Source organism: Sporosarcina newyorkensis (assembly GCF_900167515.1).
Classification (GTDB): Bacteria; Bacillota; Bacilli; order Bacillales_A; family Planococcaceae; genus Sporosarcina; species Sporosarcina newyorkensis.
Genome location: NZ_FUYJ01000009.1, coordinates 120022 through 145724, shown reverse-complemented (window position 1 = coordinate 145724; position 25703 = coordinate 120022). Strand labels below are relative to the sequence as shown.

Here is a 25703-nt window from a genome sequence, read left to right as displayed (position 1 = left end):
GTTTTGTAAAATGCTAAAAAATAACGAGGTTTTCCAAAATAAAACAAAAGCAAACCTTAAAGAAGAGAAGAAAACTATTGGTTCATGGCTACAATTAGCTAGTCCTCTATCGGCAGAAATTATTGCAAAAGCCGGATTTGATTGGGCGTTAATTGATATGGAACATGCACCTAGTGATATTATGACTCTAATTAATCAATGCCAGGCACTAAAGGCGTATGACGTGGAACCGTTTGTTAGAGCACCTTGGAACGATAAGGTAATTATCAAACAGATTTTGGACGCAGGTGTTTATGGTGTACTAGTACCATATGTCAATACGGCTGAAGAAGCTAGACAAGTCGTAGCGGCTGCGAAGTATCCTCCTGAGGGCGTTCGGGGAATTGCACCAAGTCCTCGTGCCGGGGGTTTTGGAATGAACGGTCTGAACTATTTAAAACACGCGAATGAACAAGTAATGACTATCGTTGCAATTGAAACACCTGAAGCAGTTGAAAATATTGAAGAGATTTTAGCAGTAGAAGGATTGGATGGTGTGTTTGTGGGACCGATGGATTTAGCGACTTCTATGGGACATTTCTGTAATCCGGCGGCTGAAGAAGTTCAAAATGCCATTGCAAAAGTGGAAGAGGCCACGTCTAAAAGTGATAAATTTATTGGCACAGTAGCTGGGAGTATTGAGCAGGCTATGAGTTTGTATGAAAAAGGATATACATTTGTAGTGGCGATGTCTGATAGTGTCTCGTTAGGAAAACTTGCAATCCAAAATGTAGAAACCTTCAACGCAAAGTTCCCTGATCGTTAAATTATGAATTAGTAGAAGACTGGAGAGGGTGAAGATGATGAAGAATATCAAAAGTATGTTATTATTTGCATTTGTCATTATCGTTGGAGGCATTTTAGTAGGTTGTGGAAATGAAGCATCCGGTAAAGTGGATAAGGACAGCATTGAGATTCGAATTGCGAATGACAGCGGTACAGAACATCCAGTAAATAAAGCATTAGCAGAATTCAAAGAATCGGTAGAAGATAAAAGTGATGGCAGAATTAAAGTTAAAGTATTCCCGGCAGCACAGTTAGGAACTGTGACAGATGCTATGGAGCAAACTCGTCGTGGAGATATTGAAATGAGTTTTGGAGCCTCTACTCTCTTTGCACAATCCATACCGGAATTTGCTGTATGGGAAAGCTTTTATCTATTTGATGATGCGGAGCACGCTCATAGAGTATTCGACGGTGAGGCTGGAAAGAAATTATTAGAGCCTCTAGAAGCGAAAGGACTTACGGGTCTTGGTTTTATGGAGATCGGTTTTAGAAATTTCTCCAATAATAAGAGGCCAATCGAAAAAATGGAAGATCTAAAAGGTTTGAAGATTAGAGGATATAGTCCTATTCAAATCAAAGGATGGGAGTCACTTGGCGTTTCGTTGACGAACTTAGCTTGGCCAGAAGTCTTCACATCACTTCAACAAAATTTGATTGATGGGCAAGAAAGTGCGACAACGAGTTTCTATGAGATGAAGTTCTTCGAAGCACAAAATTATTGGTCTTTAACAAATCATATTTATACAGACTTCCTTTGGTATGCGAACAAAGACTTCATGGAGAGTTTATCTAATGAAGATCGTCAGCTAATTGAAGAAGAAGTGAAAGCGGCAATTGATCATGAAAGAGAGCTAATTGCTGAAGAGGAAGTAAAAACATTAGGTTTGTTAAAAGATGCAGGAATCAATATTAACGAAGTCTCCCTTGAAGAAAGACATAAAATGGGCGAGGTTATGAACGCAGCTGTTAAAAAAGATATTATCGATAAAACTGGACAAGAACTCTATGACTTTGTCCTGGAACAAGTAGAAGCAGAAAGAAAATAATGAATGGGGTGAAATGATGACATGGGAATCTCGTTTTCACATGTCATCATTTTTTATTGACGATTGGAGGAGTTGAATAGAATGAGTACTGCTTATAGATGGCTGGACAGAAACTTCGAGCCTATTGTCATGGCTCTGCTGTTTTATGTAATGACAACCATTGTTACACTACAAGTTATTTTAAGATTTGCATTTAATTCAGGTTTTTCGTGGGCTGAAGAATTGGCGAGGTTTTTGTTTGTCTGGCTGATGTATTTTAGTATTTCATATGCAACTCGTAATAATAGTCATATTAAAATCACTTTCTTAGTAGACAAATTGAGTGAAAAAGTGAGTAAAATAATTGCGATTTTAGTCGATGTTTTATTCATGGTATTTGTTATCGTTATTTTTATTGCTGCATGGAATATTTGCCAATCCATCACAGAATATCAAGATAAAGCAGTTACGATGAACGTTTCAATGAATATTTTATATGGGGCTGGACTTGTAGGATTTGCCTTAATGATTATTCGTTTGATACAGGGACTCATTTGGAAAGTATCCAATTTCTCTAATTCCATGGATCATTTCACGAATGAAGGTGGTCTCTATTCAGGCGCAAATGAAGTTATTTTTTCCCCGAAAGAACAACCAGAGAATAATGGAGGGGAACAACAATGACGATATTCTTATTATTTGGTAGTTTTATTTTATTTCTATGTCTATCTGTTCCCATTGCGATAGCCATTGGACTAGCATCGACAGTTACGATTCTGGCTGTTCAGCCTGTTAGTATGGAAGCATTTACGCAAACAATGATGCAGTCACTTAATTCATTCCCGTTAATGGCAGTACCGTTATTTACATTTGCGGGTGACATCATGGGGAAGGGGGGTATTTCACGAAGACTCCTTAATGTATCCAGTGTATTCTTTGGTCGTTTGACGGGTGGCCTTGGGGTTATTTCTATTGTAACCTGCCTATTCTTTGCAGCTATTTCAGGGACAGGTTCAGCGACGGTTGCGGCAATTGGTTTAATCATGATACCTGCTATGGTGGCGAGAAATTATAATAAGACGTTTGCGGCTTCTTTAGTAGCAACAGCTGGGACGGTCGGTGTATTGATTCCACCAAGTATCCCGATGATTATTTATGCTGTCGCTGCAGGTGTGTCTGTTACAGGTATGTTCAGTGCCGGTGTAGGACCAGGTGTATTAGTCGGTTTAGCGTTAATTATATATGTCCTCTATTATGCCAGAAAAAATGATTATAAAGGAGACGAGCGTAAATATTCTCTAAAAGAAGCTCTTGGAATTTTCATAAATGCAATACCTGCATTATTGATTCCTGTCATTATTTTGGGTGGGATTTATGGCGGTGTATTTACGCCTACTGAAGCAGCTGCTATTGCCTGTTTTTATGGGATAATAGTAAGTGTGTTTTTATATAAAGAAGTAAAAATAAAAGATCTTCCTTATATCGCTTTCCGTGCATGCTTGCTGTGTGCTCCGGTGATTATTATTATTGGAATCTCCTCAGGATTCGGATTGATTCTCACGATTACAGAAGTTCCGACAGTCATTGCAGATTTCATTTTAGGCATATCTGCGAATAAAATCGTTATATTACTTCTAATTAATATTTTATTATTAATTGTAGGTACTTTTATGGAGACGAATGCGGCAATCATTATATTAACGCCTATATTATTGCCGATCGTTACGGCATTAGGTGTGAATCCAATTCATTTTGGCTTAATCATGATTCTCAACTTGGCAATAGGGTTCATCACTCCGCCTCTAGGAGCGAATTTATTTATGGCAGCGCAGATCAGCAATACCAAGTTTGAGTTGTTAATGAAAGCCATTATTCCATGGATTATCGTGATGATTATTGTATTATTACTAGTTACGTATATCCCTGCGATATCTTTATTTTTACCTAAACTTCTCAATATCCCTGTGTAATTACCATTAAAAAGCAAGTGACGGAAATTAACAGATTCCGTCACTTGCTTTATTTTTAGAGCACATCAGATAGAGCGAGTATTTCTTGGTATTCGGCAGAAGATAGACACTTCTAAAAGATGTAGCGTAAATGTAAGAATTTATTATATTTAATGGTATCGATACTTCCGATTGAACAGAGAAAATCAGAGGTAGACAGTCGCGTCTTGCGGTAACAATAGAATGACATGTATCGAAAAAATCATAAATATAAATCACAAATTATCAAGCGTTAAAACTAGCTTGTTTTGAAACGACAAGCTGACCGCCATTCTTCAAATACTTCTCTACGCCTTCAGCTGCTCGATAGCCAAGCGCTCCAATCGTAGCTGTCGGGTGATGTCCTGCGAATTGAGGAAATGCTGAACCACCGACGACAAACAGGTTTTCCATGTCCCACATTTGCAAATAATTATTTACCGCGGAAGTTGCTGGATCGGCTCCCATGATAACACCGCCCGCGTAGTGGCCTCCGTCATAGATATGGTCGAATTCATCAGGTATAGAATCTGGATTGACGATGTCTGCGCCCATTTCCTTTACGATTTCCGTACATTTTTCAACACCAAACTTCGCAATATTACGATCTTGATCTGTGTATCGGTTCGTGACGCGCAATAAAGGATCGCCAAATTCGTCTTTATATGTCGGGTCTAAATCGAGATAATTATGCCACCAAGACATAATTGCTGGTGTGTACCAGACTCTCATGTAGCGATTTGCATAGAAAACGGAATTTTTCTTGAACTCTGGACCCCAGCCCGGTGTATCATCCGGTACATTATTGGTTGCAATGGCTCCGTGTCCATATTGACGGAATTCGATACCGCCGCCGTTGATGAAGTCCAAATCAGTATGGTCAAAATTATCCCCCGCGAAGTCACTCATCGTGCCGCCTAAAGCACCTGCCCCCATGTAGAGGTTGAATTTCTTTTCTTTAAAAAATCCTCTTGCGCCTTGGAATGTTATGTTCATTTGTCCGTTGAAATTTCGTCCGATAGTTCCTTTGCGCGTCTTCGGGTCATATTGTTGACCGATTTTCGATAGCATCAGCAGTCGATTGTTTGTAAAGGAGAATGCACCAAGCACTACGACATCAGCTGGCTGCTCAAATTCTTCCCCAGTGAGTGTATCCGTATACATAACTCCTGTAGCTTTCCCGCCACTATGTAGCACGCGGCGTACAAGTGAATTTGTTCTGAATTCACAATTGTTTTTGATGGCGGTTGGGATGACAGTGGCTAAAGGATCTGACTTGGCTGAGAAGTCACAACCGTATTGTGTACAGAAGGAACAGAACATACAAGCATTCAATGTCTCTCCGTCAGGATTCGTATACGCCTGGGACAAGTTTGCAGATGCGACTTGGTAAGGGTGGTAGCCCATTTTTTTTGTAGTTTCCTTAAACAATCTCACAGCAGGTGATTCCTTCATTGGAGGATTGGGATAGTCGCTTGATCGTTTGTCGCCGAGCGGATCAGGTTCACCGGAAATGCCGGCTGTCTTTTCCCAACGGTCATAATAAGGTTCCATTTCATCATAGGTAATGCCCCAATCCTGAATGGTCATGCCCTCAGGAATTTTATTCTTACCATACCGCTCGATTGTCTTAGAACGAATTTCAAAGTCGTATGCTCTCCAGCGATAGGTGGCACCTGCCCAGTGGACACTTCCGCCCCCAAGGTCTGTACCCGCCATCATTTCTTTTCGTGTGCGGACGGGAAGTGCGGTATCTTCCATTGTAACGCGCGATGTAATGGTTTCAGGGGCTAGATTTTGCATCATTTCATAACGGTTTGTATAGCGAAGCTCATCTTTCACTCCGATATAGTCTGCGCGGTCCACTTTTTTACCGCGTTCTAATGTAACCACTTTATATCCGGCTTTCGCCAGTTCAGCGGACACGATACCGCCAGCCCAACCACTGCCGACGACTACAACATCCACTTTTTCTAATTTCTTCGCCATATGCTTCCCTCCGATTATCAGTGTCCGTGTTCGTCTTCGTTTCCTTGGTAACTGCGTAAGCTTTCAGGTTTCATCACAATGAATTCGTCTTTATCGATGTCGGCAGTATAGCTCATGCGGGGGCCAGGGTACTCCTTCATCCGCCAACCATCCATATTGCGATTTCCGCCATAGACAGGGTCTGCATATGCGCCTTCTATTGTCGTTTGAAGTAAGAGGTTAAAGAATGTATTGGAATTAACGCCATTCATTTTTGCTTTGCCCTCGTCGAAAAGCTGAAGAATTTCATCTTGTTGTTCAGGTTCTAAATCTTTGAATTTCGTTTTGAATTTTTCTTGGGAAGTCTGCTCGATGGCACGAATACCTTCTGTGAAGATTTCTGCCCTTGTCATCTTCGTCTGATATCTTGGTGTGGGGGCCGGGACTTGTGTGTCCGCGTTCGGACCTTGTTTGCTTTGGTCCCGATCCTTTTTTTCGTAATTATCAACAGCTGCCGTCTGAGGGAAAGGACCCTGCATGTATTCTTTGGCATTTGTTCCCCACTCGCTCGTCAGTTGTCGATCAATAAAATAAGGAATGCCAAGTTCAATTGCGCCGGGGCCTAAATCATCTTTAGGGAAGATTCGTTCCGTTGCTGCGGATAAGATATCAAAGTCTTCACCGCGACTAAAAAATGTCCGGGCTTCCGTTACAATGTGGGTCGCGTTCTTGGTTCCGGTTTCCGGTTTTTGTAACTGGTTGGTCAATAACCCTCCAAATAATGAACCGCCGACTAGACCGCCCGCCAAGAATCCCGTATTCTTCATGAAATTTCGGCGACTAATTCCTTTTTGAGTAGTCTCAGGTTGTTGTGGTTCTGTCACATTGCTCTCCTCCTCTTATATGTGGACTTCACAATTTTTCCAACCCACTATTTGTCATCTTGTGGTGATGTGCTAGAAATTATACACATTTGCATAAAGAATGCTTATTAATTTCGAGATAAAACTATTTATTATACTTCGAATTATTTAAAGCTCTTGATGTACTGGTAGTAATGTATGTACAAATTAAAAATTACTGAAATCACTAGGCGGGACCTAGTGATTTCAGGATAATAATTTTTATTGTTGTGAAAAATACGTAGAACGTTTTAATTAATTCGTTGCTTTGTCGTCCCCATCTTCTTCGTCTTTCACATCCACATCCGTATCGATGTCAGCGTCTGGTTCCATATCTACATCAGTGTCAGGGTTATCTTCCGGCACAACGACAGGTTCATCTACGTTTCCGTCGCCGTCTTCTGGCACGACGACAGGCTCATCTACGTTTACATCATTATCGTTAACGTCTGGTTCGTCATCACCGCAGGCACTTAAGATTCCGACAGATAGTAAAGCGGCTGCTCCGACTTTAATAAAGTTTTTATTTAATTTCATAATTAATTTCCTCCTCCAGTTTGGTTGTTTCGCTTACCTATCTAATGGATAACCGATTTTTATTTTTGTAAACATGCAACGTTGAAAATTAGTTCAATCCGATTATGGAATTGGCTTCTTGAAACAAGTCGAGGGAATAATAAAGGAGATGAAGAGTAAGTGATCTTTAGGTATAAAAAAGTTACGTGTGACGCGGCTAAGAGCGAGTTGAAAAGTTCATGGATATCAAAATGTTCCTATATTTGAAGACTGACAAATTAGTACTCAAAAGGGATTTAGTATAGGCTGAAGAATTTATTGAAAACTTATTTTTAATAATTGATATAGACGAATAGGTGGTATAGCATGGTATGTAAAAATACAAAAACGAGGTGTAATATGCCAATTATTCAAGTGCAAGTTTTGGAAGGAAGAAGCGATGAACAAATTAAAGGGTTAATTGAAGATATTACGGGAGCAGCTGTAGACAATCTTGAAGTGAGACCAGAACAAGTACGGGTTATTGTGACAGAGGTGGCGGATACGAAATGGGGGGCAGGTGGTTTGACAATGAAAGAAATTAAACAGAAGCGAGAATTATAAGGAGAAGGTTGACGATCAATCTGAAGCCGTATGATAGAAAAGCGAACTTGCCTAATTGTGGCGGTTCGCTTTTTTACATGATATATAATCCATCCACATACATATCAGTTAAGGTTTTCGCGATTTTTTCAATAGAAGCCGTGTTCTTTTTATGTACTACTTCCCACTGATAGTTTTCATTGGCGAAAAACCAAAAGCGAGCAACCAAGTTAGCTTGCAAATCTGTACGAGCTAAACCTTGTGATTGGGAGTATGTAATATCCCTCGTAATATAATGAATATTCGTTTCGCGTATTTCATTCCACTTCGAGTCCACAGTCGAAGACAGACCGATTGCTTCCGAGAAAACTTTCATAATTTGGTGATTTTCATTTGCCATATTTAAAAATAGAAGGACTTGCTTATGAATCAAAGTTTTCGCTTCCTGTTTGGTGGCAGGAGCGAACGGAGTATTTGCCATGTCAAGGAACTCTTGCATCACGTCTTCAATCAGACTAGTTAAAATTTCATCTTTTCCTTTAAAGTAAACGTAAGCGGTGCCGTATCCTGTGCCGGCCCTCTTGATAATTTGTGTGATAGTCGTTTTTTCAAAGCCATTCTCATAGAAAAGTTCTTTAGATGCTTCAAGCAAACGCTTTTTTGTTGCAATGGACCTCAAATTTCGCCCATCTGTGATTTCTTCTCGTGTCATCAGCCTTTCTCCTTTCGTGTTTAATTGTACTCATTGTAACGTACAGTACGCTTTCCTACAATGAAGTGTGTTTTAATTTCACCTACTGAAATTCACACAAAAAGATATTGACACTGTGTCAACTAAACAATAGTGTTAAGTAAATTCAGATAATTGGAGGCGTATAAGATGAGTAAAACAGAAGTGATTTCGAAAGAAAAAGCTAGAGAATTCGACAAACAAGATGAATTTCAGCAATACCGAGATGAATTCTTTTTACAGCAAGAACAAATTTATATGGATGGTAACTCGCTTGGACTAATGTCAAAACGAGCGGAGACCAAAGTAAATGAACTAATGGAATCATGGAAGGTATTAGCTATCCAAGGCTGGACAAAAGGAAATTACCCTTGGTTCTACTTACCAGAAAAATTGAGTGAAATGTGTGCCCCTCTCATTGGAGCGGAAAGCAAGGAAGTTATGATATGTGGTTCGACAACGAGTAATATACATCAGTTAGTTTCTACTTTCTATAAACCAAACGGCAAAAAAACAAAAATTTTGGCAGATGAACTTACATTCCCATCAGATATTTATGCGCTCCAAAGTCAGATTAAACTACAGGGCTACAATCCCGATGAACACTTGATTCGTGTAAAGAGTCGGGATGGAAGGATGATAGAAGAGGATGACATAATTTCAAAAATGACTGATGAGGTAGCTTTGATTTTCTTGCCGACAGTACTATATCGAAGCGGACAATTATTGGATATTGAACGATTGACGAAGGAAGCCCATAAACGAGGTATTAAGATTGGATTCGATGCATGTCATTCAATTGGCGCAGTACCTCACCAATTCAGTGATTGGGGAGTGGATTTTGCTGTCTGGTGTAATTATAAATATTTGAACGGCGGACCAGGCTCTGTAGCAGGTTTGTATGTAAATAAGAAACATTTTGGTATTGAGCCAGGGTTAACAGGTTGGTATAGCTCAAAAAAAGATAAGCAATTTGACATGAGTCACACATTGGAAGTAGAAGAATCAGCTGGAGCTTTCCAGGTTGGAACATCTCACATCCTCAGTTTAGCTCCAATTATTGCTTCCTTGGAACTCTTTGCCGAAGCAAATATTGAAAAAGTACGTGAGAAGTCTCTTCAGATAACTCGCTTTATGATGGAATTAGTCGAACAAGAGTTGGAAGGACTGGGCTATTATATTGGAAATCCAATGGAGGATGGACGACGTGGCGGGCATGTTTGTCTAGAGCACGATGAGGCTATTCGGATTTGTAAGGCTCTCGTTGAAGAGGGAGTCATCCCTGATAATCGCCCCCCGAATATTATCCGACTAGCACCAATTGCTTTTTACACCTCCTATGAAGAAGTTTTCGACACGGTGCAAACACTCAAAAGGATTGTTCTTGAAAAACGATATGAACAGTATGGTAAAGAACGTAATGTAGTGTCTTAAAAAATAAGGGGGAAAAGCGATGGGGAAGAAGGGAACAGATTTTCAAGATATTATTGAAAGAGAAAAAGGGTTAAATCGCAGTCTGACAACTGGACAGCTTACAATGATCGCAATAGGCGGGGCGATTGGGACAGGTTTGTTTCTCGGTAGCGGGTTGGCTATTGGCTTAGCCGGACCAAGTGTTATTGTGAGTTATGCAATTGGTGCGTTGATTGCTTTACTGCTGATGGGATGTCTTTCGGAAATGACAGTGGCCCATCCTGTGACAGGTTCATTTGGAGCCTATGCGGAAAAGTATATTAATCCTTGGGCGGGGTTCACGGTCCGTTATTCTTATTGGTTTAGCCTGGTGTGTGCGATTGGGACAGAAGTTACCGCTGTAGCTGTGTATATGAAATATTGGTTTCCCACAGTTCCTGCCATCGTCTGGATCGTATTGTTTGCTGCAATATTGATGTATGTAAATGCAACAACCGTAAAGCTGTTTGGAATTGTGGAATATTGGTTTTCCTTAATTAAGGTTGTTGCGATAACTGGATTTATTATATTAGCTGTCTACGTCATAGTTGGAGCGGATCAAACCTCATCTATTGGAATCCATAACTACGTGGCAGAGGGTGGCTTTTTTCCAAATGGTTTTTATGGTATGTGGATTGCTGTTTTCATATCACTATTTAGCTATCTAAGTATTGAAATGATCGCAGTAAGTGCTGGAGAAGCAAAAGACCCTGAAAAAGCAGTTCCAATCGCTTTACGATCGGCTGTTGTTCGTTTGATCGTTTTTTATTTAATTACATTGTCTTTAATGCTAATGATCGTGCCGTGGAATATGGCCGGTGCAGATAAAAGTCCTTTTGTAAAGGTAATGGAGATTGTTAACATACCGGGTGCTGCCGCCATTATGAATTTTGTTGTGTTGATTGCCGCACTTTCTGCTATGAATAGCCAATTATATATATCAACACGAATGATGTTCTCCTTATCACGCGGTGGGTACGCTCCCAAAATACTAGGAAAGCTAAATAAAAAGTCGGTACCATCTATAGCTTTATTTGTTTCTGTTATTGGAATTGTATTTGCTACATTTTTTACCATAGTAAAACCTGACACGGCATTCGTTACAATGATTTCATTATCAAGCTTTGGAGCTATGTTTGCATGGTTTATGATTTTTATTACACACTTATTTTTCCGGAAAAATTGGAATGAAACCAAAGGAAGGAAATTACCAGTTAGAATGATAGGTTATCCATACCTGACTATATTTGGGGCTGGATTATTAGCTAGTGTTGTATTGTCAACGTGGTTCTCGCCTGACTTTAAAGCGACCCTTTTATTAGGTTTTCCATGGTTACTTTTCATTACAATTTGTTATTTTATCTGGAAACGAACAATCGGGAAGCGAGTTATTGTTCAGACTGAATTGGATGAAAAAGCAGATTAATAGAAGGGCTGTTAGACTGGTTGTTTTCTATGTATAGATATATCAATAAGTAAAATAACACTCGATGTTACGAATGAACATCGAGTGTTATTTTGCGGGAGATTAATTATTAAAATTCTTATGTTTAAAAAAGCTTTTTTGTGAACTGATATTCTGGCAATTTGTAAATTTGTTAAATAAGTTTCATATTATGAAATTTATAACTTGTTAACTTGCTTTAAGATTCGTATAATTTAGATTACTACATAAACGAAGTTCACTCCTAAGGATAAGCAAAAAAGTGTATGTTACTTAGCAGACACTCAACGGATATGGGGATAATTACAATTTCTTTTCACTTTGTATGAAAGCGTTTACAACCGTAGATTGTCAAACAGCTATAAATCTAGTAAGAGAGGAGAACATAACGTGATAGAATCTGTCAAAAAGGCTTGTTATATTATCAGTTGTTTTTCTAGTGAGGAACCGGTTTTAGGAAATGCCGAGATAGCCGGTAAACTTGGCATGAGCCCTAGTACGACACATCATTTAATCAGTACACTGTGCAATGAAGGTGTATTGATGAGGGACAAGGATAGACGATATCGTTTGGGGTGGAAATTGCTGGAGTGGAATAACAACGTCATGTTTCAACAAGATATTTATGATAAGGCTATTCCGCTTGTAAAAGACTTGATAAGCAGATTCATAGGCACTGCTCATATCGGAATGTTTGACAAAGGGGAAGTTGTATTTGTCTTGAAAATATCATCTCAAGAAGCTTCGCCTATCCACACATACATTGGGTCTCGAAAGCCTGCTTATGCTACGAGTACAGGAAAAGTGTTGTTGGCCTATAACAATGACTACTTGAAAGAAACCATTGAACGAGGGCTTTCTCAACAAGCTCCAAATACGATTACAAATATCGAAAAGCTGAAAGAGGATTTGAAGAAAGTAAGAGACGTGGGCTATTCAATTAGTAATAATGAAAATTCAACAGGTACGTACGCTATTGCGGCGCCTATTTTATCATATTCAGGTAAAACGATTGCTGCAGTTAATCTAGCTGGGCCGGTATCTTACATGCAAGGAAGCAACCAACACATGATTAGACAGAGTGTAATTAAGACGGCCGATTCTATATCTAAAGAACTAGGTTATATTGAAGTTTAATTATTACCATAGAATCCTTTAAAGGGGTGATGAACACCAGAACAATTTATCTATTCTAGCCACACAGAAAAGGGTATAGTTTTCGAGTAAATTTACCGAATAGTCTGATTAATAATCAGGGAAGAGAAAAGGGGAGTTAATACATGACAAGAAAAAGAGGTATGTATTTTTTTATTATGACAATTGTTGCAGCGTTGTTTCTAAGTGCATGTGGTAAAGACAGTGATGAGGCGAAAGCAGATAACCCAGGTAAGGAAGGAGAAGCTGGGCAGACATACAACTTTAAACTCGCTCATATTGCACCACCCGATCATATTTGGAATGAGACGGCTCAAAAGTTTGCCGAGGAACTAGAAGAACGTTCAGATGGTCGAATGAAAATGGAGTTATATCCAGGTGGACAACTCGGTGGAGAGCCGGATATGGTACAACAGCTTGAAACGGGTTCATTGGATTTCGGATTTATTACGACTGCTTTTTTAACATCTAGATCAGATGCTTTCAGTGGTTGGTTTGCACCTTATTTATTTGATTCCTACGAAGCAGCTTACGAGGCAAAGGATTCTGATATTGCAAAGAAGATTTTAGCAACACTTGATGATCAAGGCTTACGCGCAAAAGATTATTTCTTCTCCGGAAACCGTACGATGATGTTCAGAGAGAAAGTTGAAACACCTGCAGATATTAAAGGCCTTACTTTACGTGTCACACCAAGTCCCGCGTTACAAGATTGGTATCGTCTATTAGACGCTAATCCAGAGTCTATCTCATTGCCAGATGTATACCAAGCTGCACAAACAGGTGTCATTGATGGAATGGAAATGGATTTGGATGCAGCAGTTACATCTAATTTTAATGAAGTAACCGGGTTTGGCGCATTGACGAACCATATGGTATGGCCTTCTGTAATGATTGCGAGCGGAAAGGTATTTGATGCGATGCCGGAAGAAGATCAAAAAATTATTGAAGAAGCAATGGCTGCGGCTTCTGAATTTGGAACGATGAAGCGTTCTTCTTTAGAAGAAGAGTATATGAATACTTTAAAAGACAGAGGAATGGAATTATATGAAATGGACGAGTCTTTGTTCGACCCATTCAAAGAAGAGTATGATGAACAATACAAAGCAAAGGATCCATTGATTAAAGAATTTATCGAAACGTTCCGTAAATAGGAGGAATGCGCAGTATGAACAAGCTGAGCAGCTGGGTAGAAACGCTTGAAAAGTTTATGGCGATGATCTTAATTGCTGCAATGACGATTATTATTGCAGTCGCTGTATTATTTCGCTACTTTCTAAACGCCCCTATATTTTGGGCAAGTGAGGCAAGTATCTTCATCATGGCATGGGTCACATTTCTTGGAGGGAGTTTGGGACTTAAATATAGGTCCCAAGCTTCTGTTACCTTTTTGGTCGATCGGTTTTCGGAGAAGGGAAAAAGATATTTAGAGATGGTTTCTTATATAATTATTCTCGTTTTTATTGGGATTTTACTATATTTAAGTTATCAATGGCTATTCTCCGTTACTCATCAAACCTCATCTTCCATGCGAATTCCTATGTGGATTCCATATGCATCGGTTCCAGTAGGCCTAAGTTTTGCATTCATTCATTTATTAACCCATCTTGTGAATTTGTTTAAGACAAAGGAACAAGGGGGGCAAACGACATGATGATCATTGTTATTGCGCTATTTTTATTATTTCTAGTGATCGGCATTCCGATATCTCTAGTGCTAGCAATTACTTCTATTAGTTATTTACTTCTTTCAAATTTAACTACGCTGATGAGTTCAGCCCCACAGAAAATGTTTTCGGGCATCGATAATTTTGGTCTGTTAGCCATCCCGCTATTTATGTTGGCGGGAGAATTAATGAATGGCGGAGGAATCACGACACGCCTCGTGTCTTTTGCCAGAGTGTTGATCGGTCATTATCGTGGTGGATTGGCGTATGTCACGGTTATTGCGAATATGTTTTTAGCTTCTATACTAGGGTCTGCCAATGCACAGGCTGCGATGATGAGTAAAGTTATGGTGCCTGAAATGGAAAAAGAAGGATATCGACGTGATTTCTCTGCAGCAATCACATTAGCCTCTTCTATAGTGGCGCCGGTTATTCCACCTAGTATGTTGTTTATCATTTATGGAACATTAACAGGTGCGTCTATTGCCGATTTGTTTATGGCTGGAGTGATTCCAGGTATATTGCTCGGGGTTGGTTTCATTATCGTAATTGGGATCATGAATCAAAAACAGCAATTTCCTAAAAGTGAAAAAGCAACTTTTCAAATGATTGTGAAGTCGCTTTTGCGAGTGCTACCCGCAATGTTAATTCCTTTTACAATAATTTTTGGGATACTCGGCGGTGTATTTACGCCTACTGAATCAGCTGCCATCGCATGCGTAATCGCATTTGTTATTGGGCTGGCTTATCGGGAGCTAAAGTTGAAAGATATGCCGGAAATTTTGGTGAATACGGTTGTAAATACAGCAACGATCTCATTCTTAATCGTGACAGCTAATTTATTTGGTTTTATAATTGCATATGAACAAATTCCTCAATTGGTAGCTAATTCAATGCTTGGTTTGTCAGAAAACCCATTAATCTTTTTGCTTTTAGTTAATATCTTTTTGTTATTGATTGGTACTGTATTAGATGGAATTGCGGCGTTGATTATTTTAATACCTGTCATGCTTCCGCTACTTGCTACATACCAGATTGATCCCGTGCATTTCGGAGTCATCGTATGTATTAACTTAACAATCGGTCTTCTTACTCCGCCAGTAGGCACAGGACTTTTCATCGTGTCGTCCATCGCCAAGGTGAAATTTGAAGATCTTATTAAATCGATTATGCCGTTCTTGGCTATGGCGATCCTTGTGTTGCTCATTTTGACTTATTGGGAAGATGCTGCGTTATGGATACCTAGTTTGTATAAAGAATAAAACGTTTAGAGAACTCTCTAAACGTTTTTTTAATTTTTTTTATTAAATATTCTCGCTATTTCATACCGTGAAATATGAATATTGTGACAAGGAGTTGTATTCGGTATATTACAAGTACGTTAAGTGAAGTGAAAGCTTCTGGAGTGAGGAAAGATCCCTTGGGATTCGTAGTAGGCTTCTTTAATAAGTCGGAATGAAAGGGCTTACAATTATTACTCTTGCGGTCTTCATGCATCAATGAATTAGTCATTATCATACTATCACCATATAGGAGGAATACAAAATGGGTATTAGAACAGGCGCAGATTATATGAAAGCGGTAAAGTCACGGCAACCAGAAGTATACTTGGGAGGTCGACGTATTACAAACCTGGCTGATGAACCAGTCTTCAAGCAACCTATCAAAGAAATGGCCAGACTTTATGATATGCAACACGACCCAAAGTACCAAAATGATATTACGCATGTTTGTGAAGAAACGGGTGAGAGAGTAAACAATGCATTTATCATTCCTAGAAATGGAGAAGATTTACAAGCCCGTAGACGAGTTTTTGAAGTATGGGCAGAAGCCACATTTGGTTTGATGGGGCGAACTCCAGACTTCTTGGCAACTGTAGTAACAGGGATGGCAACGAATGATTGGTTCTTTAGACAGTATGGAGATCGTTGGGGTGATAACATTGTGAACTATTATAAATATATCCGTGATAACGATTTGTTCTTGACACATGCAATTATCAATCCGCAGAATGACCGCAGCAAGGCTTCAAATGAACAAGAAGATGAATTTACCCATTTAGGAGTCGTACGTGAAACGGAGGAAGGTTTAATCGTTCGCGGGTCCAAGATGCTGGCTACTCTTGCACCTGTCACTGACGAGGTAATCATTTATTCGTACCCAAGTTTCAAACCTGGGGATGAAAAGTATGCGATTTCGTTTGCACTCCCTATTGATACCCCAGGGCTTCGTATGTATTGCCGGGAAGAAACTCAAAACGGTGAGCGTTCTACATGGGATCATCCACTAGCCAGCCGGTTCGAAGAGATGGATGCAGTGCTAGTGTTCCATGATGTGCTTGTACCATGGGAACGTGTATTCATCAACCAAAACGTAGAAGCTGGTAACTTATTGTATCCTAAAACAGGCATCAACTTGCAGCCTTCTCATCAGTCAGCTGTGCGCGGCTTAACAAAGATTTCATTTGCAACAGAGGTTGCTTGTTCAGTTGCTGATGCAGTAGGAGTCGACGGATTCTTGAATGTACAAAACCAATTATCCGAGCTGATTCAAGGGGCAGAAACAATCCGTGCATTAGTGCGGGTGGCGGAGTATGAGTATGTTATGACCCCGCACGGCGAGGCCGTTCCTGCTATTGTGCCATTAGAAACGATTCGAGGTATTCTACCGACACTCTACCCACGTGCTATGGAAATACTGCAGACTATCGGTGCGGGCGGATTGCTAATGTCTCCAACAGGAGCTGATTTTGCTAATCCGGAAACAGCAGAAGATATGGAGAAATACTACGGTGGACGCTCAGGAGTATCAGCTGAGCAACGTGTACGACTCTTTAAGTTAGCTTGGGATCTATGTGGCGAAGCATTCGGTCAACGTCTCGTTCAATATGAGCGCTACTATTCTGGCGATCCGGTTCGCAAATTGGGTATGTTCTATAATACGCATAAGCGTAATAACCCATCCTATGAAATGGTAGACAAAGCATTGAGAGATTCTTTGGAAATGGCAAAGGATACAGTTGCCAATTAATGAGGATATAAGTGAGAAAAGCATTATCAGGTAAGAGGTTTTACTTTGATAATGCTTTTTCGTTTATTATTATGGTAATATGAATACTTAGAAAAGTGAATCTAGTAGTTAGATACAATGAAGTAGAAGTGTGCTTATGCTATAATTTTTATGGATTGATATAAAAAGAAAAATTTTTAGGGAGAGATCATGATGAATAAAGAAGAAAAACAGCAAGTCTTTAAAGATATTATGGGGAATTACCCAACAGGGGTAACAGTTGTTACCACTACTACAGGAGATGGAGTACCTGTCGGTTTGACAGTTAACTCATTTGCATCTGTTTCCCTTGATCCACTTATGTTACTTTGGTCCATTGATCATAGAGTTTCTTCGTTGAAAGAGTTCACGGAAGGTGGAAAGTTTGCAGTACATGTATTGGCTGGCGAACAATCTGAACTTTGTAAAACATTTGCAAGCAGACACGAAGATCGTTTCAGTACATGTAATTGGCATCAATCAGAAAATGGGCTACCTATTATCGAAGGTGCTTTCGGCGTGTTTGAGTGTAAAACGTTCAAAGCGATTGAGGCTGGCGATCATACCGTCTTGATTGGCGAAGTAGTAGACCTGAAAGTCGATAGCTCAAAAGATCCGATGCTGTATCACCGAAGAGTATTTGGTTCTATACCAGCAGAGTTTTATACAGCGAAATAAAGGATTTATAGACCTTAGTTTTTGATTGAATACCACCGTAAGCAGTATAGACAACGACGTCTGTACTGCTTATTCATATTTTACGACTCGATAGGTATTGTTGAATATTAGTTAATAAAACTTTTGGATTACTTAAAATAACTATTTACAATAACTTTAATATTCGACACACTAAATTCGACAAGAAAGTACTCAGTGTTCCTGTGCATTCATCAATTTAGCATTGGGTGGTCTTTAAAAGAAGACAAACCATAGCTGTCAAGCCATCGCTCTTTTGAGAGGTGGCTTGACAGCTATGGTTTTTTTATGTGCTTTTTTGATTTGGGGTTATGGATGTTTTGGAGCCAATAAGAAGTTTCGCATTTATTATTCCTAGCTTTTCTTTCGTATGGTGACATAATGTGCGTCTGTTATAAAAAGACAAAGCGGTCTATTAAAAACATTCTAACTATTTCACATGATGAAATAACAATGTGGAATTTTGTATGCGTTTTCATTATAGTGGGAGTACAACAAATAGAGTAAGAGAGGGTGTTGTATTTGCCGTGATTCTGCACTAGTGAAGTACAAAACATGTTCATCCGTTTTGCGAAAAATAATAAATTAAAATAATGGAGGGTTTCAAATGACAAATTCTACAATTAAAAAACTTAAGGCATTTAATCTATTACAGTGGATCGAAGATAATAAAAATGAGTTAAAGCCACCTGTCAACAACAAAGTTTTATGGGAAGACTCAGAGTTTATTTGTATGATTTTAGGCGGACCGAACAGAAGACGTGATTTTCATGTGGACCCTTCTGAAGAATTTTTCTACCAAATTAAAGGCAGTTGCTATGTAGAGGTTATTAATTTCGAAGGAAAGCGCGAAGTAGTAGAAGTAAAAGAAGGGGAAGTATTTATGCTTCCAGCTATGATGCCACACTCTCCTCATCGCGTAGCGGATACGTATGGACTAGTGATCGAGCGTAAACGAGACGAGGGAGAACTCGAAGATTTCGTTTGGTTCTGTGAAAACTGTGATCAGCAAATGCATAAAAAGACGGTTCAGCTGACAAATATTGAAACACAGGTTAAAGGTGCAATCGAGGAGTTTAATAGTAGCGAAGAGCTTCGTACATGTGATAATTGCGGTCACGTAATGTCTGAAGAAGTAGGTTTGTGGAAATGAGAGTAGACTTTCATACACATATCATTCCTGAAGATATCCCTGATTTCGTTGAGAAATTCGGCGGAGGTCGTTGGCCTACTTTAGAAAAAACTTGCTCTTGCGGCGCGAATATTATGGTCGAAGGCAAGGTGTTTCGAGAAGTGACGGATCAAGTTTGGAGTCCTGAAAAGCGCATTGAGGATATGGATGCGGAAGGTGTAGATATTCAAGTACTCTCTCCTATTCCTGTAACGTTTTCTTATTGGGCAGATGGGCAACAAGCAGAAGAAATGTCTAAAATACAAAATGATTTTATTGCTGAAACTGTAAAGAAGTATCCAGATCGTTTTATCGGGCTGGGCACGGTTCCTTTACAAGACGTTGAAGTTTCAATCCGTGAAATGGAAAGATGCGTCAAAGACCTTGGTTTAAAAGGCATAGAAATCGGTACGAATATCAATGGGAAGAATTTGGATGATCCAGATTTTACAAAGTTCTTTGAAATGGCAGAGAAGTGGGAAGTTCCGTTGTTTGTTCATCCGTGGGAAACGCTCGGTAAAGAAAGAATGCCACGACATAATTTTATGTACACAGTCGGCATGCCAAGTGAAACAGCCTTAGCTGCTGCCAGCTTGATTAATGGAGGCGTAATGGAAAAGTTCCCTCGATTGAAAGTGTGTTTTGCACACGGAGGAGGCTCTTTCCCATATATCTTGCCACGTCTGGATCAGGGGTGGAAAGTTTGGCCTCATTTGAGACAAACAACTGAACTGCCTAGTTACTATGCAAAGAACTTCTATTTCGATTCTTTGAACTACGATCCTTTAAATCTTAATTATTTAATTGATCGTTTCGGTTATGAAAAAATTGTAATGGGTTCAGATTATCCATTCTTATTACGCGAAATTCCTCCAGGGAAAGTTGTCGACGAAACGGTTAATTTAACTGATGAACAAAGAGAAGCGATTCTAGGGAGAAACGCATTGGAGTTCTTAAACATATCAGTAAAGGAAGAGATGAAAAAATGACACCTGAAGAAAAACTAAAAGAGTTAGGGTTGGAGTTACCTCCATTACGTCCCTCACTTGGAGATTATGTCCGGTGCGTTCGCACGGGAAATCTATTGTTCACTGCTGGGCAAGGAGTAGATCAGTACCACGGTAAACTGGGAAGAGATTTGACTGTCGAAGAAGGTTACCTGGCAGCTCAGCAATCTATGCTGAATTTGATAAGCGTAGTCAAAGAAGAAATTGGAGAACTAAGTAAGGTAAAGCAATTTGTAAAAGTTCTGGGCATGGTCAATAGTACAGAAGATTTTACAGATCAGCCTAAAGTGATGAACGGTGCTTCCGATTTAATTGGAAAAGTATTTGGTGAAAAGGGTAAGCATGGGCGGTCGGCAGTTGGAATGTCACAGCTCCCTAACAATACAGCAATAGAAATTGAGATGATCATCGAGATCGAAGAGTAGGAGGAAGATCATGGCTAACGAATTAGTAGCAGACAATACGACTGTCCAAGATGCAAAGCTATTTATTGATGGACAGTATGTAGACGCAATTTCAGGAGAAACTTTCGATACAATCAACCCTGCAACCAACCAAAAGCTTGCTACGGTGGCGAAAGGCGGAGAGGAAGACGCCAACCGTGCGATTGAAGCTGCGCATAAAGCGTTCGCAAGCGGCGTTTGGAGCAATATGCCGGTTGAAAAACGTTCCGAAATATTGTGCCGGATGGCTGATTTGATTCTGGAAAAAGTCGAACAACTTGCTTATGTAGAGACGTTGGACGTCGGAAAACCAATTCGCGAAAGCCGCGAATTTGATATCCCGCGTGCTGCATCAAACTTCCGCTTCTTTGCTGAGATGGCGAAGTATATGGTACACGAACATTATGACATGGCTAACCACATGTCCTACGTACAATACGCTCCGGCGGGTGTTACTAGCTTGATCATTCCTTGGAATCTTCCGTTCATGCAAATGACATGGAAAGCATCAGCTGCATTGGCGGCAGGAAATACTGTCGTTATTAAACCGGCTTCCGACACACCTTTAAGTGCAGTTTTGCTTGGTGAAATTGCAAATGAAGCGGGCTTGCCTCCAGGCGTTTTGAATATTATAACAGGTCCTGGAAGTACAGTCGGAACGGTGATGGCGAAGCATCCCTATGTCCAGCGTATCTCGTTTGTAGGTGAATCGGAAACCGGAAAGACTGTTATGCGAAATGCAGCAGAAAACCTAACACCGGTTTCATTGGAGTTAGGTGGAAAGTCAGCAAATATCGTATTCGAAGATGCTGATTTAGACGAAGCGGTGGTAGGATCTATTGAAGCGATCTTCCGTAATCAAGGAGAAATTTGTTTGGCAGGTTCCCGAATTCTTGTACAGGAAGGTATTTATGAGAAGTTTCTTGAAAAGTTTGTTGCCGCAGTAAAAAACATTAAGGTTGGCGATCCAACAGATGAATCTACAGACATGGGCGCTCTTGTGTCAAAAAGTCATTTAAAAGAAGTGGCAGACTATGTGCAAATTGGTCTTGATGAAGGAGCTAAACTTGCTTATGGCGGTAAGATGGTAGAGAGCCTGCCAGAAGGAAACTTCTATGAACCGACTGTCCTGTATGATGTGCATAATAAAATGCGTGTGGCACAGGAGGAAATATTCGGACCAGTGCCTGTGATCATTCCTTTCAAAACGGAAGAAGAAGCAATAGAAATCGCAAACGACTCTATCTATGGTCTGGCGGGAGTTGTCTGGACGAACGATCTACGACGCGGTCAGCGCGTGACATCTCAAGTACACTCCGGTCTACTGTGGGTAAACTGCTGGTACGTCCGTGACTTACGCACTCCATTCGGAGGGGCAAAAGCGAGCGGGATAGGAAGAGAAGGCGGCCGTCACAGTTTTGATTTCTATACCGAAGCGAAGACTATTACGATAAAAAAATAAACGAACAGCGAAAGGTGGCACTGCGCCCGCCTTTTGTTGTTTTAACGCAGGAGGATGGAGTACCGTGTCTACTAAAATTGAAAGTTATGCATCAGAACTATTGGAAGCAGAGAAAAAATGTAAAGGGATTGCACCTTTAACGGAAAGAGATAGTTCACTGACAGTAGAAGATGCTTACCATATACAACTCGAAATGGTTAAACAGAAATTGGCCGAGGGAAAGAAGATTATTGGAAAAAAAGTTGGTCTCACAAGTGTAGCAATGCAAAAAATGTTAAATGTTGATGAGCCGGACTATGGCCATTTATATGATGATATGGAATTAAAAAATGAAACTTCTATAAAAGTAAGTACGATGGTGGCACCGAAAGTCGAAGCCGAAATTGGTTTTGTGTTGTCAGAAGATCTGGTAGGTCCCAATGTGACCTATTTAGACGTCATGATGGCAACGAAATATGTGGTCCCTACTATTGAGGTCATCGATAGCCGTGTTGCAGACTGGAATATTAAATTGATTGATACAGTAGCTGACAATGGATCAAGTGCAAAAGTTGTAGTAGGAGACAAACAGACTACGTTGGAAACATTGGATTTGAGAACAAATAGTATGGTGCTTTACAAAAACGATGAGTTAATCGCGACCGGAGCAGGAGCTGCCGCACTTGGTCATCCGGCACACGCTGTTGCTTGGTTGGCGAATAAGCTGCATGATTTTGGCATCACGTTGAAAAAAGACGAATTGATCTTACCGGGGGCGCTATCTGGGGCTGTCGTTGTAGAAGTGGGAGATACGATTAAGGCAGATTTTGGTCCGGTTGGCTCTGTCACCGTGCACTTTGAATAAAGGATAGATGAGAAGAAGGGAGCATGACAATGGAGAAAATTAAAGCAGCCATCATCGGTTCTGGAAATATCGGAACAGATTTAATGTATAAACTAGAACGCAGTGATGTCATTGAGTTAACAGCTGTAATTGGGATCGAACCGGAGTCTGATGGACTAAAACGGGCAAAAGAGAGAGGCTACCAAGCTTTCTCTACTGGTATTCAAGCGATCATCGATCATCCTGAACTTGCGGATATTGTGTTTGATGCTACCTCTGCAAAAGCGCATATTCATCATGCCGAAGTTTTAAAAAAGTTAGGGAAGCTTGCAATTGATTTAACTCCAGCTGCCATAGGACCGTTTTTCTCCCCGGCTGTAAGCTCTGATGAGAAATCACGAGAGTTGGATAATGTCAATATGATTACTTGTGGCGGACAGGCGACGATTCCGATCGTACATGCAATCAATAAAGTGGCGGACGTTACATATGGAGAAATCGTTGCGACTATTTCAAGTTTAAGTGCAGGTCCGGGTACACGAGCAAATATCGATGAATTTACGATTACAACTCGTCGTGGAATTGAAGAAGTAGGCGGTGCGGATCAAGGAAAAGCACTTATCATTTTAAACCCTGCTGATCCTCCAATCTTAATGCGTGATACGATTTATTGTGAAGTGAAGAATATGGATGAAAAGGCTATACAGGAATCCATCGAAAATATGGTAGAGACTGTCAAGGAGTATGTACCTGGGTACCGGTTAAAGCAAGCACCATTGTTTGAAGGGAACGTTGTCACGGTCTTTGTGGAAGTGGAAGGGGCTGGCGACTATTTCCCTGAGTATGCCGGGAATCTTGATATTATGACGGCAGCTGCGACGCGGGTTGCGGAGGATTTTGCACGGTCGATGCTAGAGAAAAAATCTCTCATCTAATGAGTCGGAAGGAGCAACGTACATGACGAAGAAGCCAATTCAAATTACAGAAGTATGTTTACGAGACGGAAGTCATACGGTAGCGCATCAATTTACGGTAGAACAAGTACGAAATGTTACCCGTGCGTTAGATGATGCAGGCATGCATTATATAGAAGTCAGTCACGGAGATGGACTAGGCGGTTCCACTGTCCAATATGGAAAGTCATTGGTCAATGAAATGGAATTGATCGAAGCAGCCGTAGATGAATGTACGAATTCAAAGGTAGCGGTACTCCTGATTCCAGGTATTGGTACTATGAGCGAACTAAAGCAAGCGCATAAACTAGGCGCGAAACTCGTACGAGTGGCAACTCACTCAACAGAGGCAGACGTTTCTGCACAACATATTAGCCAAGCGCGTGAACTTGGAATGGAAGCGTTAGGTTTTCTGATGATGGCGCATTCTGTGCCTGTGGATAAATTGGTCGAACAAGCGAAACTTATGGAGAGTTACGGCGCACAAGCCGTTTATGTAACCGATTCAGCGGGCGCACTTTTACCTCATCAGGTAAGCGAGCGTATCAAGGCACTGCGCGGTTCATTGGATATTGAAGTCGGATTCCATGCGCACAATAATTTATCTTTAGCTGTTGCGAATACGCTTGCTGCAATCGAAGAAGGTGCTACCCGTATAGATGGAGCGGTGCGTTGTTTAGGAGCAGGAGCTGGCAATACACAAACGGAAGTATTGTTGGCAGTAATGGATCGCATGGGTATGGATGTCGGAATTGATCTTTATAAAATGATGGATCTTGCGGAAGATATTGTAGGCCCGTTAATCCCTGGCACGCAAGAAATAAAAAAAGGGAGTCTTGCTCTTGGCTATGCTGGCGTTTACTCGAGCTTCCTATTGCACTCGGAACGGGCGGCTGCAAGATTTGGTTTAGACCCACGCGATATCTTAATGGAACTCGGTAAAATGAAAGTGGTAGGCGGGCAAGAGGATATGATTCTGGACGTGGCCGCTGAATTGGCGAAGAAGGAGAAAGTGAGGGTATAAACATGACAGTACTTACAGATCGTGAAAAAGAAATTGTTGATTATTTATATACAGCAGAACGTGATGCACGAGAGGTTGTCAAAGTAACCGACAAATATTCGGAGCTGACAATTGAAGAAGCATACGAATTGCAAGATCGTTTATTGGAACGTCGATTGCGGGAAAATAAGACGAAAAATGTAGGCGTGAAACTAGGTCTAACTAGTAAAGCCAAGCAAGTCATGATGGGGGTTGACGAAGCAATCTACGGTTACTTACACGCCGATATGCTGTCAACAGAATGGGAGCCTATCAACTATTCAGATTTGATTCATCCAAAAGTGGAACCTGAAATTGCCTTTTTATTGGGAGCGGACTTGGAGGGTGAAGATGTTACGGCGGAAGATGTAATTAAAGCTACAAAATACGTAGCGCCCGCTTTGGAAGTAATCGATAGCCGATATAAAGACTTTAAATTCACCTTGGTCGATGTTATAGCAGATAACTGTTCATCCATAAAGTTTGTTGTAGGCAGTAAGTGGATTTCTCCAGACTCTATCAATTTAGGGACGATCGGAATGGTTATGTCTAAAAATGGAAAAGTAATGCAAACCGGATCGAGTGCTGCGGTGTTAGGACATCCAGCAGAAGCGATTGCTTGGTCGGTAAAAGAGTTAAGCAAACGAGGCAAAGGATTGAAAAAGGGAGATATCATTCTTAGCGGGGCGATGTCAGAAGCGATTGCATTTGAATCGGGTGACTCCGTTGTCGCACAATTCGATGGCTTAGGCAGTGTTTCAATGTATTGTAAGTGATCAATAAAAAGAGAGTGTGCTGATTACCA

General features: G+C 40.5%; 25 protein-coding genes. 21 read left to right on the top strand and 4 right to left on the bottom strand.

The genetic code is table 11. The annotated features are described in order from the left end of the window. The first annotated feature begins 10 nt into the window (after positions 1–10). From B5D59_RS15710 to B5D59_RS15695, 4 genes are all read left to right on the top strand, one after another. A complete protein-coding gene (locus tag B5D59_RS15710; RefSeq protein WP_078818606.1) occupies positions 11–805 on the top strand; it encodes an HpcH/HpaI aldolase family protein in 795 nt (264 codons plus the stop codon). A 34-nt stretch (positions 806–839) separates the two neighbouring features. Beyond that, on the top strand, positions 840–1871 hold the full coding sequence (locus B5D59_RS15705) for a TRAP transporter substrate-binding protein (protein WP_078818605.1): 1032 nt from the start codon (positions 840–842) through the stop codon (positions 1869–1871). Positions 1872–1952: 81 nt separating this feature from the next. Beyond that, the gene (locus B5D59_RS15700) at positions 1953–2534 is read left to right on the top strand and encodes a TRAP transporter small permease (RefSeq protein WP_078818604.1); all 582 of its coding nucleotides are present in this window, start codon (positions 1953–1955) and stop codon (positions 2532–2534) included. After that, entirely contained in the window at positions 2531–3820 is a 1290-nt protein-coding gene (locus tag B5D59_RS15695; protein WP_078818603.1) for a TRAP transporter large permease, read from the top strand. Before B5D59_RS15700 ends, B5D59_RS15695 begins: the two co-directional genes overlap by 4 nt. Positions 3821–4084: 264 nt before the next feature. On the opposite strand, the gene B5D59_RS15690 is transcribed toward B5D59_RS15695, so the two are convergent. The 3 genes from B5D59_RS15690 to B5D59_RS15680 form a co-directional block, all read right to left on the bottom strand. Next, the gene (locus B5D59_RS15690; protein WP_078818602.1) at positions 4085–5827 is read right to left on the bottom strand and encodes a GMC family oxidoreductase; all 1743 of its coding nucleotides are present in this window, start codon (positions 5825–5827) and stop codon (positions 4085–4087) included. Positions 5828–5844: 17 nt separating this feature from the next. Continuing rightward, on the bottom strand, positions 5845–6690 hold the full coding sequence (locus B5D59_RS15685; RefSeq protein ID WP_078818601.1) for a gluconate 2-dehydrogenase subunit 3 family protein: 846 nt from the start codon (positions 6688–6690) through the stop codon (positions 5845–5847). 273 nt (positions 6691–6963) lie between these two features. After that, positions 6964–7245 carry a hypothetical protein gene (locus B5D59_RS15680; protein WP_078818600.1) on the bottom strand — a complete coding sequence of 94 codons (282 nt, stop codon included), beginning with the start codon at positions 7243–7245 and terminating at the stop codon, positions 6964–6966. A gap of 345 nt (positions 7246–7590) precedes the next feature. On the opposite strand from B5D59_RS15680, the gene B5D59_RS15675 reads away from it, so the two are divergent. Further along, positions 7591–7827, top strand: coding sequence for a 2-hydroxymuconate tautomerase family protein (locus tag B5D59_RS15675; RefSeq protein ID WP_425441360.1), 237 nt, complete (start codon positions 7591–7593; stop codon positions 7825–7827). Positions 7828–7900: 73 nt separating this feature from the next. Here B5D59_RS15675 and B5D59_RS15670 read toward each other — a convergent pair whose 3' ends face one another. Then, positions 7901–8518 carry a TetR/AcrR family transcriptional regulator gene (locus B5D59_RS15670; RefSeq protein WP_078818599.1) on the bottom strand — a complete coding sequence of 206 codons (618 nt, stop codon included), beginning with the start codon at positions 8516–8518 and terminating at the stop codon, positions 7901–7903. Between the two features lie 168 nt (positions 8519–8686). Between B5D59_RS15670 and kynU the strand changes: the two genes are divergently transcribed. From kynU to B5D59_RS15590, 16 genes are all read left to right on the top strand, one after another. Next, complete coding sequence (gene kynU, locus B5D59_RS15665) at positions 8687–9970, top strand: kynureninase (RefSeq protein WP_009498748.1); 1284 nt, start codon at positions 8687–8689, stop codon at positions 9968–9970. Positions 9971–9989: 19 nt separating this feature from the next. Further along, entirely contained in the window at positions 9990–11414 is a 1425-nt protein-coding gene (locus tag B5D59_RS15660; protein WP_078818598.1) for an amino acid permease, read from the top strand. Positions 11415–11822: 408 nt separating this feature from the next. Beyond that, positions 11823–12569, top strand: a complete 747-nt coding sequence (locus tag B5D59_RS15655) for an IclR family transcriptional regulator (RefSeq protein WP_009498744.1) — start codon at positions 11823–11825, stop codon at positions 12567–12569. Positions 12570–12712: 143 nt separating this feature from the next. Continuing rightward, the gene (locus tag B5D59_RS15650; protein WP_078818597.1) at positions 12713–13741 is read left to right on the top strand and encodes a TRAP transporter substrate-binding protein; all 1029 of its coding nucleotides are present in this window, start codon (positions 12713–12715) and stop codon (positions 13739–13741) included. A 14-nt stretch (positions 13742–13755) separates the two neighbouring features. Then, a complete protein-coding gene (locus B5D59_RS15645) occupies positions 13756–14241 on the top strand; it encodes a TRAP transporter small permease (protein ID WP_078818596.1) in 486 nt (161 codons plus the stop codon). Further along, complete coding sequence (locus B5D59_RS15640) at positions 14238–15515, top strand: TRAP transporter large permease (protein ID WP_078818595.1); 1278 nt, start codon at positions 14238–14240, stop codon at positions 15513–15515. Before B5D59_RS15645 ends, B5D59_RS15640 begins: the two co-directional genes overlap by 4 nt. A 283-nt stretch (positions 15516–15798) precedes the next feature. Further along, a complete protein-coding gene (locus tag B5D59_RS15635) occupies positions 15799–17283 on the top strand; it encodes a 4-hydroxyphenylacetate 3-hydroxylase family protein (RefSeq protein WP_078818594.1) in 1485 nt (494 codons plus the stop codon). A gap of 189 nt (positions 17284–17472) precedes the next feature. After that, a complete protein-coding gene (locus B5D59_RS15630) occupies positions 17473–17979 on the top strand; it encodes a flavin reductase family protein (RefSeq protein ID WP_009498738.1) in 507 nt (168 codons plus the stop codon). Positions 17980–18604: 625 nt separating this feature from the next. Continuing rightward, on the top strand, positions 18605–19150 hold the full coding sequence (locus B5D59_RS15625) for a 3-hydroxyanthranilate 3,4-dioxygenase (RefSeq protein WP_009498737.1): 546 nt from the start codon (positions 18605–18607) through the stop codon (positions 19148–19150). Further along, positions 19147–20157: an amidohydrolase family protein gene (locus B5D59_RS15620; RefSeq protein WP_078818629.1), complete on the top strand. Its 1011-nt coding sequence runs from the start codon at positions 19147–19149 to the stop codon at positions 20155–20157. Before B5D59_RS15625 ends, B5D59_RS15620 begins: the two co-directional genes overlap by 4 nt. Further along, the gene (locus tag B5D59_RS15615; RefSeq protein ID WP_009498735.1) at positions 20154–20600 is read left to right on the top strand and encodes a RidA family protein; all 447 of its coding nucleotides are present in this window, start codon (positions 20154–20156) and stop codon (positions 20598–20600) included. The genes B5D59_RS15620 and B5D59_RS15615 overlap by 4 nt, the downstream gene beginning before the upstream one ends. 10 nt (positions 20601–20610) lie before the next feature. Further along, positions 20611–22080, top strand: a complete 1470-nt coding sequence (locus B5D59_RS15610; protein WP_009498734.1) for an aldehyde dehydrogenase — start codon at positions 20611–20613, stop codon at positions 22078–22080. Between the two features lie 64 nt (positions 22081–22144). Next, a complete protein-coding gene (locus tag B5D59_RS15605; RefSeq protein ID WP_078818593.1) occupies positions 22145–22924 on the top strand; it encodes a 2-keto-4-pentenoate hydratase in 780 nt (259 codons plus the stop codon). Between the two features lie 29 nt (positions 22925–22953). Then, positions 22954–23838, top strand: coding sequence for an acetaldehyde dehydrogenase (acetylating) (locus B5D59_RS15600; protein WP_078818592.1), 885 nt, complete (start codon positions 22954–22956; stop codon positions 23836–23838). Between the two features lie 22 nt (positions 23839–23860). Further along, positions 23861–24880 (top strand): 4-hydroxy-2-oxovalerate aldolase, encoded by a 1020-nt coding sequence (dmpG, locus tag B5D59_RS15595; RefSeq protein WP_009498731.1) that lies wholly within the window; start codon positions 23861–23863, stop codon positions 24878–24880. A gap of 2 nt (positions 24881–24882) precedes the next feature. After that, a complete protein-coding gene (locus B5D59_RS15590) occupies positions 24883–25674 on the top strand; it encodes a 2-keto-4-pentenoate hydratase (RefSeq protein ID WP_009498730.1) in 792 nt (263 codons plus the stop codon). Positions 25675–25703 lie beyond the last annotated feature (29 nt).